The following is a 14,174-nucleotide window of genomic DNA, read 5'->3' as shown; positions in this document are numbered from 1 at the left end:
TATCTCATTAGCGACGACTTAAAATGTGATGACCATTTTGTAAAAATTGACTACGTGACTTTCTCATACGTTCAATACGTTCTTCCGCTAATCGGTCTGCGGCTAAATACGTAGGAATGTTATCTCTCCTAGCGATGTCATACACTTTTGTAAGATTATCATAAATCGTCTCTACTTTTTTCATCGCTCGTTCTTGGTTATAACCGTAAAGCTCATCTGCTACATTAATGACTCCACCTGCGTTAATGACGTAGTCTGGTGCATACACGATTCCCATTTCATTTAATTGATCACCATGACGATCTTCTTTTAATTGATTATTCGCAGCCCCTGCAACAACTTTTGCTTTTAGTTGCGGAATGGTTTCATCATTAATAACCGCTCCAAGTGCACATGGAGCATAAATGTCACAGTCGACACCATAGATGTCATTCACATCGACAGCCTTAGCACCAAAGGCATCAACAGCACGTTGAACAGCTTCTTTATTAATATCGGTAACAATTAAGTTAGCGCCTTCTTCGTGTAGGTGTTTACATAGATTAAAAGCAACATTCCCTACACCTTGGACGGCAATGGTTTTCCCTTCTAGCGAATCCGAACCAAACGCTTCTTTGGCGGATGCCTTCACACCAACATAGACACCATAAGCAGTTACTGGAGATGGATTCCCTGACGAACCAAAAGCTGGCGAAATCCCTGTGACATAGTCAGTTTCCTCGTGAATCAGGTCCATGTCTTCAACAGTGGTCCCAACATCCTCTGCCGTAATGTAACGACCATTTAATCCTTGGATGTAGCGACCAAACGCACGGAACATTTCTTCATTTTTATCTTTGCGAGGATCTCCTATTATGACGGTTTTGCCTCCCCCAAGGTTTAACCCTGCTGCGGCATTTTTATAAGTCATCCCTTTTGCTAGGCGAAGCGCGTCCTCAAACGCCGCTTCCTCTGTATCATACATCCACATTCGTGTACCACCGAGCGCCGGACCCAATGTCGTATCATGAATAGCAATGATCGCTTTAAGACCTGATTGTTTATCTTGACATACAACAACTTGTTCGTAATCATACGTTTCCATATATTTAAAAAGTTCCATCTCCCAGTCCTCCTAATGACTTACTAGATAATTATTTTGTGCTTCTGTTTCGGATTTTAGCGAGTGAAGCGCCATCGCGATTGAGTATAGTTTATTATTTGTAGAATCGGTCCTTGACGTTAAAATAATTGGCGCCTTCGCTCCCGCAATAAAACCACCAACACTTGCATTGGCAAAGTAAACAAGTGACTTATAAAGGATATTACCAACCTCTACTGTTGGAACAAGTAAAATATCTGCACGACCAGCAACATCGCTCTCAAGCCCTTTATAACGTGCAGCTTCGAACGAAATTGCATTGTCCAACGCGAGCGGGCCATCAATGAGACAATTCTTAATCTGTCCACGACGATTCATTTGCGTCAATACGGCAGCATCCATCGTCGCTGCCATGTCAGGGTTCACAACCTCAACAGCTGTAATCGGAGCTACTTTCGGGACAGGATAACCGATTTTATGAGCAACTTCAACCGCATTGATCACGATATCTACCTTTTGTTCCAAACTTGGAGATACATTCATCGCAGAATCAGTAATGAATAAAAACCGATCGAAAAACGGAATTTCAAAAACAGCAACATGAGAAAGGATCCTCCCAGTTCGAAGACCGTAATCTTTATTTAAAACAGCCTTTAAAATAACGGAGGTAGATACCATCCCTTTCATGACTAAATCCGCTTTTCCTTCATGAACGGCTTTAACAGCAAGATGAGCCGATTGTTCAGGGCCCGTTGTATCAATAATTTCAACATCGTCATTGACGACTGACGGATCATCTAGAAGAGATTTAATTCTTTGTTCTTTACCAAATAATAAGAACGAGGCTAACTTTCTCTTTAGTGCTTCCTCAATCACTTCTAACACTTTGTCGTCATCAGCTGCTGCAACCGCAATGGTTTTTTGAGGTAATTGCGCTGCCTCTAGTACTAAATCATCTAATTTCATCAAACCTCTACCCTTTCGTCCGTTCTACTTTTACATAATGCAAGTATCATGCCAATAACCTCGGTTATGAAAACGCTTTATTTGACGGTTTTTTAAACTAATTGCATCGTGCAACCTTTTTCACACTATGCAAATTATTGCATGCCATGTTTTTCAATGTTGTATTTACCAAGTTTATAATATAAATTACGAATCGACAGCTTTAAACTCTTCGCCGTCGCTGTCTTATTTCCTTTATGTGCTTGTAACGCTTCAATGATTTTGTCTTTCTCAAATTGCTCAACCATCTCTGCTAGTGATGAATAATCACTAGCGGTAGCCTGCTCTTGTTTAACCACCACTTGAGCTTCAATATCGAGCGGGGGGATATGATGGACATCAATGTTACGTTCGGTCTGTTTCATATAGATAATTGCCCGACCTAGGACATTCTCTAATTCGCGAACATTCCCAGGCCAATGATAGCTTTGTAAATGTGTTAATGCCTCTTGCGTAATTCCTTCCACATTTCGACCATAGTCCTGATTAATTTTTGAAACAAGATGCTTACCCAAATGACACAAATCACCTTTGCGGTCACGCAAAGACGGAATTTGTATTGGCATTTTATTTAAACGATAGTATAAATCTTCCCTAAAGGTATTTTCATTTATACCTTTTTCAAGGTTAACGTTCGTTGCCGCAATAACCCGAACATCAATCGGGATCGCTTTTGTTCCACCGACACGTACAATTTCTTTTTCCTGCAGTACGCGTAGCAGTTTTGCCTGGGTACTACTAGAGAGCTCACCAATTTCGTCTAAAAAAATACTACCGTTATTCGCTTCCTCAAACAAGCCACGTTTGCCGCCTCGCTTTGCCCCAGAAAACGCACCCTCTTCATAGCCAAACAATTCACTTTCAAGTAACGAATCTGAAATAGCAGCACAGTTCACTCGAATGAATTTTTTATATTTCCGATCACTTTCGTTGTGAATCGCATGGGCGAATAATTCTTTCCCTGTCCCCGACTCCCCGCGCAACAATACGGTTGCTGGTGTCGAAGCTCCAATTTTTGCTTGTTCAATCGCAAGCTTCATCTCTTCAGATTCTCCAATAATATCATCAAATGAGTACTTCGCTTCAAGTGTACGAATGATTCGTCTAGCACGTTCAAGTTCATCTGTTAGCGATTTAATTTCAGAAACGTCATGAATGACACCGACACTCCCCTTTAACTGGCCGTCAACGATAACAGGAGCAACATTGACAACGACATCACGACGTTTCGGACCAACCTTTAAACGAACGCCACGGACAGGCTTTCTCGTTTTTAAGACATGCATGTGCATACTTTCTCCTTCATAAATATCAGCGGTAGCAGGTTTACCAATCACCTCTTCTGGAGAAAGACCTGTCAAACGTGTATAAGCCGGATTAATCATTAACCCCTTTCCGTGCTCATCAACCACTGAAATCGCTTCATCCGATGAGTTAATGATAGCCTCCAACATCGTTTGTATGCTTTTTAAATTTGTAACTTGTTCGGCCATTTGAACAATTTCAGTAATGTCTTTAAAAACAGCTAGCGCACCGATTAAGCGATCATCATCTTTCATTTGAACCCGTGTCGTGACAATTTTTCGCCCATTCTCAAGCACTTGTTCTCGGTTGGTTTCTTCAACCCCTGTATGTAACACGTTCGGTAAAAGACTGGATGGCATAACATCATGAATGTCCTTATTTATGACATCCGCCGCCTTTAACCCCGTCATCCGTTCTGCTGCCGCATTCACTAGTGTGATCCTTCGTTGCTCATTGATCGCGATCATCCCATCATGTGTCGAATTTAGAATGATATCGTGAATGTTATAATGCTGTTCTAACTTGCCAATCAACGCTTCCTTTTCCGCTATTAAATTAAAAATTAAGCTAGCAACCTGCCCAGGAATAACTGCTGTTCGCTCACTACAACGCTGGTTAATCTCAGCTAGCACATGTTCGTCCCCTGTTGCCTCAATGACTACATCAACCCTATCTGACAACAGCGTACGCCAATCAGTACTCGTTTCGATCCCAAGACGCCTCGCTTCATCTAACCCCGGAGCTTGCGGGTCAATATCACTTACCGCAACCACTTGCATCGTCTCTGCTTCTACGAGCATACGAAGCAATGCTGTACCACCTTCACCCGCACCAATGATCATTATTTTTTTCACAACCGATCACCTCTATTGAATAAAAAGCTGTACCTCTAATTGATAGAACTACTTGTAACTATCTCTTAAATTCATAAAACTTTCAATAACGAACTTGGACAGCCATAAAAAAATCATGTAAACTAAGTTTAGTCTATTTACTATTACGTTTTGAAAGGACTTTAAAAGATGAGGTTTATTGCACTTTTGGTCTTATTAATCCCAGGATTCATCGCTGGGTTTGGAATTAAATTAATGCGCGATGTCTTTTTTAACATACTTCATGTTCCATTCCCAGCATTATGGTTACAATTTTTCGCAGGACTGATTGCGTTTGTATTAGGGTTAGGCTTTGTCGGTGGATTCATATTTTATCGAGACAGGAAAAATAATAAAGTCGCTCCTAAATACCAAAAGAAAGCATAATGCCTAAAGAGGGGCTGTCCTAATGGTGATAGGCAGCCCCATTTTATCTATTCATTTATGATAATCCCCAACGGTCAAGCCGTTTTAATAGCGGTGTCTTTTCGATCCAGTAACTAAATGATGATTTTTCAGCTATGATGGTTAATAGCGCATAAACCGCAACAGCGGACCATTGAACCTGAACATCAGTGTATAAAATGGTTAGCAAGGCAAGCACCGCACCAATCGAAGTTGCCCCATTGTCTCCTAACATCGCTAATTGATGCCCTTCAAATACATAAAGGACAAAGAAAACCGTTAATAAAAAGACAGTAAATGAAAAGGGCAGCAAGTCAATGAACGATAAAAAAAGGAACGAATGCAACAACGTTATCTTCCAAACACGCAGCGGTCTTGTATCAAATAAATTCATGATATGAGGTGTTAAAATCAACAAAGCAGCGTAGCGAACCCCCTCAGCAATCGTTGCCGGTTGCAAATACACGAATAAATAAAAGAAACTAACGCCTACCGTACCGACTACCTTAAGTAATCCTGTACTTACTTTCCCTTCCTTTAGTAAATATTTAAAGTGACCATGAAGCCCCTTTGGCCCTAAATCCCCAAAACGATCATCAATAAAACCTATGAACCAAATACACGTAATAAACAAAAAACTATAAAGAGAAGATGCTTGATTCTCAATGGGCGCAACGAGAGAAAACACTATAAAAGAAAAAACGACAATCAGTCCGAGGCTATAAGGTATATCTTTCCCCTCAAAATTCGTCGTTGTCCAACCAAATGCTTTAAAAACACGCATGAATAAATACGTTAAAATAGGAACTAAAAAGATAAGCACAATCATATTGATACACTCCAGATCGTTTTCTCAATATCTAGCCATTGTTTACCTCGATGGATAAACCCCTTCAAATCTTTCCCTGTTTCACGGTGTTTGATATCTGTATCCACTTCAACAACAGTAGCTCCCGCTTGCAACAAGCGTATGTTCATCGCCACTTCAACACCAAAGCCAGTGGCATGATCAAGTTGAATATACGGAAGCCACCTCCTCCGAAACGCCCGCTGTCCTGATAATGGAGCCGTAAGCCAGCAACCCGTCTTCTTTAACACCAATCGTTGTGTCCGTTTTTTTAAAAGACCGAACCCCCTTTTTTTCGGTTCAGCAAGACGGCCAATAACAACATCAATGAATGAATATGTCAACAGTGGCTGAATCAACTTTTCCGCCTCTGCTGCAGATGCCCCAAGATCACAGTCTATACAAACAATGATATCCCCACTCGCTCGTTTCCATCCTTGTTTGATGGCATAGGATTTTCCATAATTCCTCTCTAAATGAACCGATTTGTCACTATGTACATCCGCAATCTCTCCGGTTCGATCACGACTACCGTCATTTACAACGATAATTTCTTCTGCCCAACTACATTGCTTTAGTGTATTTAAGGTTTCACCGATATAATGCTCTTCATTATAGGCTGGAACCACTACACTAACCTTATCCATCAGACACCTCTCCTTTAAGACGAAGCAAAGCAACATATAACTGCAACACATCTTGCCCATCATTAGGGATCTGTTCTAATGCAATGTGAGGCAGTTCATTCTCATGAAGATCTAGTTCTTCCCCCATTGTAATCAATATCCCCTTTCGTTCCATGACAGGATCAAGCTCTTGAATGGTCGTTGCTTTAATTCCAACTTGTGATAATAGATGGTATAGGAGATCATCATTTTGTCGGTCTCCTGAAACAAAAACATCCATATGCTTTAATTCGTCCTCAACATATGCTAACCACTGTTCCCTCTCTTGACTTAGGACTGAATTTTCTTGCCTTAAACTTTGAATATATGCGAGTTGCTGTTCTGTCAACCATTCCTTATCAAAGAGAACCCCGATCATTATGCCGACAGCGACAGCTGCTCCAATTGCCATATACATCTGTACTGTTTGTTTCCACATATCATCATCCTACCTTATCACTTGCAAAATTATTGTGATTAATAGTTCCATTTTAGGACTTGCAAAATAAAGAGCGAATAAAAGGAACGCAGGCAATGCCACTAATTTTGGCATTGGGTAGTCGTTTTCATTGATCACATGACGGATCCCCTTCAAATCGACAATTTTATGCCCAGCCTGAATCCGCGCAAGTAAACTTGAACCCATTCCTGGTCTCCCTTTCTCTAAAAACTCATTCATACTCGAACGGGTACCAATCATATAAATTTTGTTCGCTTTTGCCCAATAGGAAAAAATGAGTGCGACATCTTCACTGGTTCCCACAAACGTTATCGCGTCGACTCGTAACCCTAACTGTTTTAACCGTACCTCTCCCGGAGAAGATCCATCCAAATACCGATGAACGATTAACTGTGGATCCCCTGCCGTCAATGCCTTGCGACTGACCGAATCCATATCACCGATAATAAAATCCGGTTTCATACGACATGCGAGTAATCCATCAGCACCTCCATCAACAGCTATAATGACAACCTCTTTTTTACCCCTCAACCGTTTGAACGCCTTAAGGTCATCCATATAGCCTTCACCCCTAGCAACAATTAATACATCCTTCCCTTCCATTTTCTTTCGCAATGATAATTGAACAATAGGGTGTAAAAATTGATGCAGTTCCTTTTCAGCGTGCGTTAATGAATTATTAACAAAAGCCCTATATTGCTCAGATAGGTTATTCCAGGCATGCCTTTTCCTTTGTATAACCACATTAAAACTATATTGAAAAACTTCTGCTACCTTTTCATAAGTTCCATTATTTCGCACATACAATTCACCATCTATGATGTGAATATACTGATGATCTAAATCTTGCTTCGGACCAAAGGCATCAAAAACTGGGATACCAGCTTCTAACAGCTTCCATACGCCATCGTGATCATACGTACCTGTCATTGATTCATTAAAGTTAATTACTGCTTTTACTTGAGAATGAATTAACCCTTCTGCTGCTAGGGCATCAATATCGCGATGACAAACAACCGCAACTGCATTCCGCGGAATTCTCTTAATCAAAGCTTTCGTTTTATTGTCCTGGTACGCTATACCAGCTATCATTTTCAAGTGCTTCAACATGGATCGCCTCTCTTGCTGTATTGCTTTCGTATAGTATGAGCCAATCACACCTTTTTCACTCATTAGAAGTTTTTGCATAACTCATGTGTATTAGAAAACAATATAAATAAAACGTATTAAAGGGAGGAAACTGATATGTTCGAATTAATTGAACGCGACAGCGGTAGAGAAGTCTATCAAACGATATATAACGATAAAGAATTTGTGATTACATACCATCCAGCCTCTGGAGATATTGAAACGGTACGGCCATTAAGTGTAGGGACTGATGCAATCATCGAACTGTTTAAGCGACATGTCGTTGAAGAGCAACGCTAAAATAATATATGAGTGGATGGAAGTGGGATTAAAGCCGCTATTCTTTTGGTCTCCCCCTAGCTAGCGCACACTCAGAATAGCCCTAGCTCCCTCTATTCCTGTGCATTCCTCTACTAACTTCATCCTAAGGGGGTGCGAGTAAACTTGCTTCAGTATTTTTCTCCCCCGAAGCCACTCCGCCATATAGTATTAAAAAAACAAAACACCTTTCTCCATTTGAACAATCAAATAGAAGAAAGGTGTTTTGGAATTATGATTTCGTTTACATGTTTTTCGCTCAACTTACTTTATGCTCAATTCTTAATTTATCTGCAACCATCGCAATGAACTCCGAGTTCGTTGGTTTCGCCTTCGTCACACTTACCGTGTAGCCAAATAACGAAGAAATAGATTCAATATTACCACGACTCCAAGCCACTTCAATCGCATGTCGGATCGCACGCTCTACTCGACTAGACGTCGTATTAAACTTCTTCGCAATATCAGGATAGAGAACCTTCGTAATAGATCCAAGAAGTTCAATGTCATTATAGACCATCGTAATCGCTTCACGCAGATACATATACCCTTTAATATGGGCCGGCACACCAATTTCGTGAATGATGTTAGTTATGCTTGCATCAAGGTTTAAAGGCTTATCTTCCGCCTTCGCTTGTGGCGTCTGTAATTGAACAGAATTTTGTACAAAGGATTGCTTCTGTCCACTTACCTCTCGAATATTGTTGATCAAAGTGTCCATATCAAAAGGCTTTAAAATATAATATGAAGCTCCTAAATCAACAGCCTTTTTCGTCACGTCCTCTTGACCAAATGCTGTTAACATAATAATATTCGGTCGTTTCTTTAAGCCTGCTTGATTTACTTTCTCTAATACAGCTAAACCATCCAAATGAGGCATAATAATATCAAGGATAAGAACATCAGGTTCTTTTTCTTCAACAATCGTCAAACACTCTTGACCGTTATAAGCTACTCCAACAACTTCCATATCTTCCTGAGCAGATATGTACTCATTTAATAAATTTACTAATTCTCGATTATCATCAGCAACACACACTTTAACTGTTCCCACGAGCAAGCCTCCTAAATTATTTTTAATCTTTTTTGCTTTTCCCCACTATAGAATTTCGACAATCACATGAAAATTCCTTTTATTTTTTTATTTTTCTAAACAAAATCTGCTTTATCTTTTATTTAAACGTAAATACTCTGTTTTTCGACGTTATTCGATAATTGACAATTAATCCAGGGTATGTTTTGTCGAAAAAGAATCGTAACTGTTTGTTTTTTCTACAACTATATGTCATATTTATTCCAATATTAATCATATCACATTTTTTCTTAGAGAAGTAGCCGTTATTCGGGTCTTTTCCACATATAAGCACCCAGTTTCACGCACTATCACAAAAAAGCGAAGTCGAGTTTTCTTTAACTCGCCTTCGCTTCATTATCTAACCCAATATCGATTCCCGCTTCCTGTAACATCCATTGGATGTGGGCTCCGTATCCTGAAGTTGGATCATTGACAAAAACATGGGTTACAGCCCCAATCACTTTGCCGTCTTGAATAATCGGACTCCCACTCATTCCTTGGACAATCCCGCCTGTTGCTTCTAATAGCTTAGAATCCGTAACTTTTATTACCATTCCTTTTGTTGCTGGGAACTTTTGCGGAACCGAACTTACGACCTCAACATCAAATTCTTTAACTTCTTCTCCTTCAACAACCGTTAATATTTTTGCGGGACCCTCTTTTACTTGAGAAGCTAGTGCAATTGGCATTTCTTGATCTTGAACATTATTTCTGACTTCATCTGTAGTTAGCTCACCAAAAATCCCAAATGGGCTATTTTTAGTAATTGTCCCTAATACTTGACGTTCCTTTGAAAAATTAGCCAGCTTTTCGCCTGGGTCACCATTTGCCCCTTTTTCGATTGACTTAACTGAAGAGCGAATAATTTGCCCATCATTTACAGTAATCGGCTTTTTTGTATCAATATCTGAAATCACATGACCTAGAGCCCCATACTTTTTTGATTCCGGATCATAAAAGGTTAATGTACCTACTCCGGCTGCAGAATCACGAATATACAAACCCATTCGATACGAATCTTCACCTTTTGCTTTTAATGGTTTTAATTTTTTTGTTAATGTTTCTTGCTCTCTATTTATTTCCATTTCAAGCTCTTTACCTTTTTCGCCAGCATCTTGTACATACGAAGCGACTTGACTCATTTTTTCGATCGGCTCACCATTGATTTTAGTAATCATATCACCGACTTCAATTTCTGCAAGTTCACCGGGTGATTTTTCACCCTCGTCTGTTTGCACTAAATGATGCCCCACAACTAGAACGCCTACCGTATTTAATTTCACCCCGATGGATTGCCCACCTGGTATGACTTTGATCTCTGGTAATACATCTACATCCACGTTTTTGACCGGAAATCCTCCCATTTCCACAGTCACGTCCGCATCCCCCTGCTGCTGTCCCATGACAGTGACAGCCTCACCTAGAGATTCATCCTTCTTTTTATCAAAAACTAAAAAATCTTTATTAGCCTTCAGCGTTGCATCACTAAAAGCTGGTAAAACGGAAAATAGTTCTGTTTTTTGTCCTTCGAACATCACAAGTTCATTTGGAATGTTCACATATTCTTGAACTGGCTTAATAAATCCAATTCCAACGACTAAAACAAGGAGAATAACACCAATAACTTTTCTAATTTTTTCTGCCTTCAATCGATTCACTCTCCTCGCTCCTTACCACACCTCCATCATGGCTGTACTACTAATGTTACCTTTCAACCGGTCATTTATAACAGCTGAATAATAAAAAAGCTAGCCTTTATTGGTTAGCTTTTCATCGATTGGATTTTTATTTTAGTTGCTAAATCAAGCAACTCTTGAGCATGCTTCTTTGTCAAATCAGTAATTTCAACACCCGAGATCATTCTCGCCACTTCTCCGATTTTTTCATCGATATCTAAAGACGTGACCCTTGTTTCTGTTCGATCGCCTTGTTGCTCCTTATAAATATATAAATGTGTATCGGCCATAGCTGCAACTTGAGGGAGGTGGGTAATGCATAACACTTGGGAGCCTATCGATATGTTATGAATCTTTTCTGCAATCGCTTGAGCGACTCTCCCACTTACCCCGGTATCGACTTCGTCAAAAATTAACGACGTGACTCCTTGATGACTTGAAAAAATCGTTTTTAAGGCTAGCATAATTCTGGAAATTTCACCGCCGGAAGCAATTTTTGCTAGCGGTTTTAGAGGCTCACCAGGATTCGTTGATATCTTAAATTCGACCTTATCAATTCCATCCTCACCAAAGTGTCGCGGTTTTCCCTCAATCACAGGGTCTTTCATTGTCGCTTCACGTTCGGTTATTTCGATTTGAAACCGCGTTTTTTCCATATAAAGAGCCTGCAACTCGTCATGAACAGCAGCAATTAATAATTCTGCTGCACGTTCACGGCATTTTGTTAACGCATTCGCTTCAACAAGAAGGTCCAATGCGATCATTTCTAGTTGACCATGAAGCTTCTGTACCCGGTCGTCTTTATTCATAAGGGAATCAATTTCCTCTTCGATGTTGGCTGCATATTCTAAAATTTCAATAACGTCTTCTCCATACTTCCGTTTTAAACCGTTAATTTCATTTAAACGAACTTCAATAAATTCCAATCGATTCGGATCAAACTCTAGCCCTTCAAAATGATCGCGAATCGAAAAGGTTGCTTCTTCTAACAAATAAAAACAATTGCTAATCGTTTCGTGTAACATTTGTAAATCCTTATCAATTGTAGCGGCTTCTTCCAGTTGCCCCATAGCTAAAGAAAGCCACTCCAAACTTTTACCTTCTCCGTATAAGCTATGATATCCATCATGAAGAGCTTTATACAGCTTCTCGCTGTTGGCTAGTTTGTACTTTTCCGCTTGTAATTCTTCATCTTCATTAGGCTGTAATCCCGCCTTTTCTATTTCAGCTAATTGGTACTGAATCAAATCTAAACGGTGGGCCATTTGTTGCTCGTTTTCAGTTAACTGTTTCAACTGTTCAGACAATTGTCGAAACGATTTATAAAGTTGCTGATATTCATTTAAAGTTTCATTTAGTTGTTCTTTGGCAAATTGATCAAGCAGTGAAATATGGCGCTCCGTTTGCATTAACGATTGATGTTCATGCTGTCCATGAATATCAACCAGACTTTGTCCAATTTCACGCAAAATTGCTATCGTCACTAATTTCCCATTAATTCGGCAAATACTTTTCCCTTGCTTTGTAATATCACGACGTAAAATTAACATGTCATCTTCAACTTCAATTCCTAATTCACGTGCTTTTTCTAGGGATGAGTGTTGATCATCCAATGTAAATAATCCCTCAATTTCAGCACGTTTTGTTCCGTGACGAACAAATTCCGCCGATCCTCGTCCACCAATAAGGAGGCCGATCGCATCAATAATAATTGACTTTCCTGCACCCGTTTCCCCAGTGAGTACAGTTAAACCTCGTTCAAAAGAAAGTGTTAACTGATCAATTATTGCAAAATTCTTAATGGATAATTCGACTAACATCTCTAATCACGTCCCTTTAGAGGTTGTTCTATAACATTTCTAAAAAACGTTCAGTAATAATCGGACTCTCTTCTTTCGATCGACTAATAATAAGGATCGTATCATCACCACAAATGGTTCCGAGGATCTCGCTCCAATCTAAATTGTCGATTAAAGCCCCAACAGCATTGGCATTTCCCGGTAGCGTTTTCATAACAATTAGGTTATCGGATCGGTCGATACTAACGAAGCTATCCATCAATGCTCGCTTTAATTTTTGTAAAGGGTTAAAGCGCTGATCTGCTGGTAAGCTATATTTATAACGTCCATCTATCATCGGTACCTTAACAAGGTGGAGCTCCTTAATGTCACGTGATACGGTTGCCTGTGTAACATTATAACCGGCATTTTTTAACTCTGCTACCAAATCATCTTGCGTTTCAACCTCATTATTCGTAATGATTTCTCGTATTTTTATATGACGCTGCCCTTTATTCATTTGATCGTTCCTCCTGCAAAAAGTGTGAAATATATGCAAACATATTCAGTTCATGTATAACGGTTCTATATGTATAATAACTTACTAGAAGGAAATATACAAATAAACATAACAAAAAGTGAATAAAAATGAACCTCTCCTCTAGCCCTATACACAAAGAAGAAGGGCCCCTGAAAGGCTATACATAACCTTTCAGAGCACCCCTCCTATTATTTCGAACGTTGGAACTGTTGGTGTGCCTCACTCACGATCTCTTTAGGTGTTTGGTCACTAAGATACTTCCCGAGATTCTCACTGTTTGTCCAATGTAAGTGAAGCAAAAATTCAATATTTCCTTCACCACCGGTTATTGGTGAAAAGTCTATGCCTTTGACATCATAACCTTCTTGCAATGCAAACTGAATCATATCTTCGAGGACTTTTTCATGAGTCCGCGGCTCACGAACGATTCCTTTCTTCCCGACCTCATCTCGTCCGGCCTCAAACTGAGGTTTAACAAGGGTTGAGACATCACTATTTGGCATTAACAGTTCTTTTAAAACTGGCAATATTAATCGTAACGATATGAATGACACATCAATGGTAGCAAATGTGGGTAAACCTCGTGTTAAGTCGTTTCGCGTTACATAGCGGAAATTTGTTCGTTCCATCACCTCGACACGTTCATCTTCCCTTAACTTCCATGCCAATTGATTATAACCGACATCAAGTGCATAGACGAGCTTTGCTCCGTGTTGGAGTGCGCAATCTGTAAAACCACCTGTTGAAGCCCCAATGTCAATGACCGTTTTGTCATGCAAATCTAACGAAAAGCTTTTTAGCGCTTTTTCTAGCTTCAAACCGCCACGACTAACATAAGGTAACACTTGCCCCTTTATTCTAAGCGCTGTATGACGATCAATCTTCATCCCCGGTTTATCCATCCGCTCATTTTCAGCATAGACAATGCCAGCCATAATGGAACGCTTTGCTTTTTCTCTTGTTTCAACTAACCCTTGCTCGACAAGTAACACATCTACTCGTTCTTTTTTTGTCATTT

General features: G+C 39.8%; 14 protein-coding genes. 2 read left to right on the top strand and 12 right to left on the bottom strand.

Translation table 11 applies throughout. From position 1 onward, the window contains the following. Positions 1-7: 7 nt before the first annotated feature. From bcd to KH400_RS14130, 3 genes are all read right to left on the bottom strand, one after another. Entirely contained in the window at positions 8-1,102 is a 1,095-nt protein-coding gene (gene bcd, locus KH400_RS14140; RefSeq protein ID WP_217225590.1) for a branched-chain amino acid dehydrogenase, read from the bottom strand. 12 nt (positions 1,103-1,114) lie between these two features. After that, complete coding sequence (gene yqiS, locus KH400_RS14135) at positions 1,115-2,047, bottom strand: phosphate butyryltransferase (RefSeq protein ID WP_217225588.1); 933 nt, start codon at positions 2,045-2,047, stop codon at positions 1,115-1,117. Positions 2,048-2,181: 134 nt separating this feature from the next. Next, positions 2,182-4,245, bottom strand: a complete 2,064-nt coding sequence (locus KH400_RS14130) for a sigma 54-interacting transcriptional regulator (protein ID WP_217225586.1) — start codon at positions 4,243-4,245, stop codon at positions 2,182-2,184. A gap of 168 nt (positions 4,246-4,413) precedes the next feature. Between KH400_RS14130 and KH400_RS14125 the strand changes: the two genes are divergently transcribed. Then, positions 4,414-4,650: a DUF2627 domain-containing protein gene (locus tag KH400_RS14125; RefSeq protein ID WP_217225584.1), complete on the top strand. Its 237-nt coding sequence runs from the start codon at positions 4,414-4,416 to the stop codon at positions 4,648-4,650. A gap of 55 nt (positions 4,651-4,705) precedes the next feature. On the opposite strand, the gene KH400_RS14120 is transcribed toward KH400_RS14125, so the two are convergent. Genes KH400_RS14120 through steA form a run of 4 tightly spaced genes read right to left on the bottom strand, consistent with a single transcriptional unit; the run spans position 4,706 to position 7,828 of the window. After that, positions 4,706-5,497: a hypothetical protein gene (locus KH400_RS14120; protein WP_217225582.1), complete on the bottom strand. Its 792-nt coding sequence runs from the start codon at positions 5,495-5,497 to the stop codon at positions 4,706-4,708. Beyond that, entirely contained in the window at positions 5,494-6,162 is a 669-nt protein-coding gene (locus tag KH400_RS14115) for a glycosyltransferase family 2 protein (protein ID WP_217225580.1), read from the bottom strand. The genes KH400_RS14120 and KH400_RS14115 overlap by 4 nt, the downstream gene beginning before the upstream one ends. Next, a complete protein-coding gene (locus KH400_RS14110) occupies positions 6,155-6,619 on the bottom strand; it encodes a hypothetical protein (protein WP_217225578.1) in 465 nt (154 codons plus the stop codon). Before KH400_RS14110 ends, KH400_RS14115 begins: the two co-directional genes overlap by 8 nt. Before the next feature lie 9 nt (positions 6,620-6,628). Further along, a complete protein-coding gene (gene steA / locus KH400_RS14105) occupies positions 6,629-7,828 on the bottom strand; it encodes a putative cytokinetic ring protein SteA (protein WP_217225576.1) in 1,200 nt (399 codons plus the stop codon). Positions 7,829-7,885: 57 nt separating this feature from the next. Here steA and KH400_RS14100 point away from each other — a divergent pair, with 57 nt between their 5' ends. Further along, a complete protein-coding gene (locus KH400_RS14100; RefSeq protein ID WP_217225574.1) occupies positions 7,886-8,068 on the top strand; it encodes a hypothetical protein in 183 nt (60 codons plus the stop codon). Positions 8,069-8,345: 277 nt separating this feature from the next. On the opposite strand, the gene spo0A is transcribed toward KH400_RS14100, so the two are convergent. The 5 genes from spo0A to KH400_RS14075 all read right to left on the bottom strand — a co-directional run bounded on the left by spo0A (position 8,346) and on the right by KH400_RS14075 (position 14,172). Then, the gene (gene spo0A, locus KH400_RS14095) at positions 8,346-9,140 is read right to left on the bottom strand and encodes a sporulation transcription factor Spo0A (RefSeq protein ID WP_217225572.1); all 795 of its coding nucleotides are present in this window, start codon (positions 9,138-9,140) and stop codon (positions 8,346-8,348) included. 356 nt (positions 9,141-9,496) lie between these two features. Further along, positions 9,497-10,810, bottom strand: coding sequence for a SpoIVB peptidase (gene spoIVB, locus KH400_RS14090; RefSeq protein WP_217225847.1), 1,314 nt, complete (start codon positions 10,808-10,810; stop codon positions 9,497-9,499). Positions 10,811-10,923: 113 nt separating this feature from the next. Next, positions 10,924-12,657: a DNA repair protein RecN gene (gene recN / locus KH400_RS14085; protein WP_217225570.1), complete on the bottom strand. Its 1,734-nt coding sequence runs from the start codon at positions 12,655-12,657 to the stop codon at positions 10,924-10,926. A gap of 28 nt (positions 12,658-12,685) precedes the next feature. Continuing rightward, a complete protein-coding gene (gene ahrC, locus KH400_RS14080) occupies positions 12,686-13,135 on the bottom strand; it encodes a transcriptional regulator AhrC/ArgR (protein WP_217225568.1) in 450 nt (149 codons plus the stop codon). Between the two features lie 209 nt (positions 13,136-13,344). Beyond that, the gene (locus KH400_RS14075; protein ID WP_217225566.1) at positions 13,345-14,172 is read right to left on the bottom strand and encodes a TlyA family RNA methyltransferase; all 828 of its coding nucleotides are present in this window, start codon (positions 14,170-14,172) and stop codon (positions 13,345-13,347) included. Positions 14,173-14,174 lie beyond the last annotated feature (2 nt).

This window comes from Desertibacillus haloalkaliphilus (genome assembly GCF_019039105.1).
GTDB lineage: Bacteria > Bacillota > Bacilli > Bacillales > KJ1-10-99 > Desertibacillus > Desertibacillus haloalkaliphilus.
Note: the sequence above shows the minus strand (reverse complement) of the source record. Positions and strands in the feature narration are given on the sequence as shown.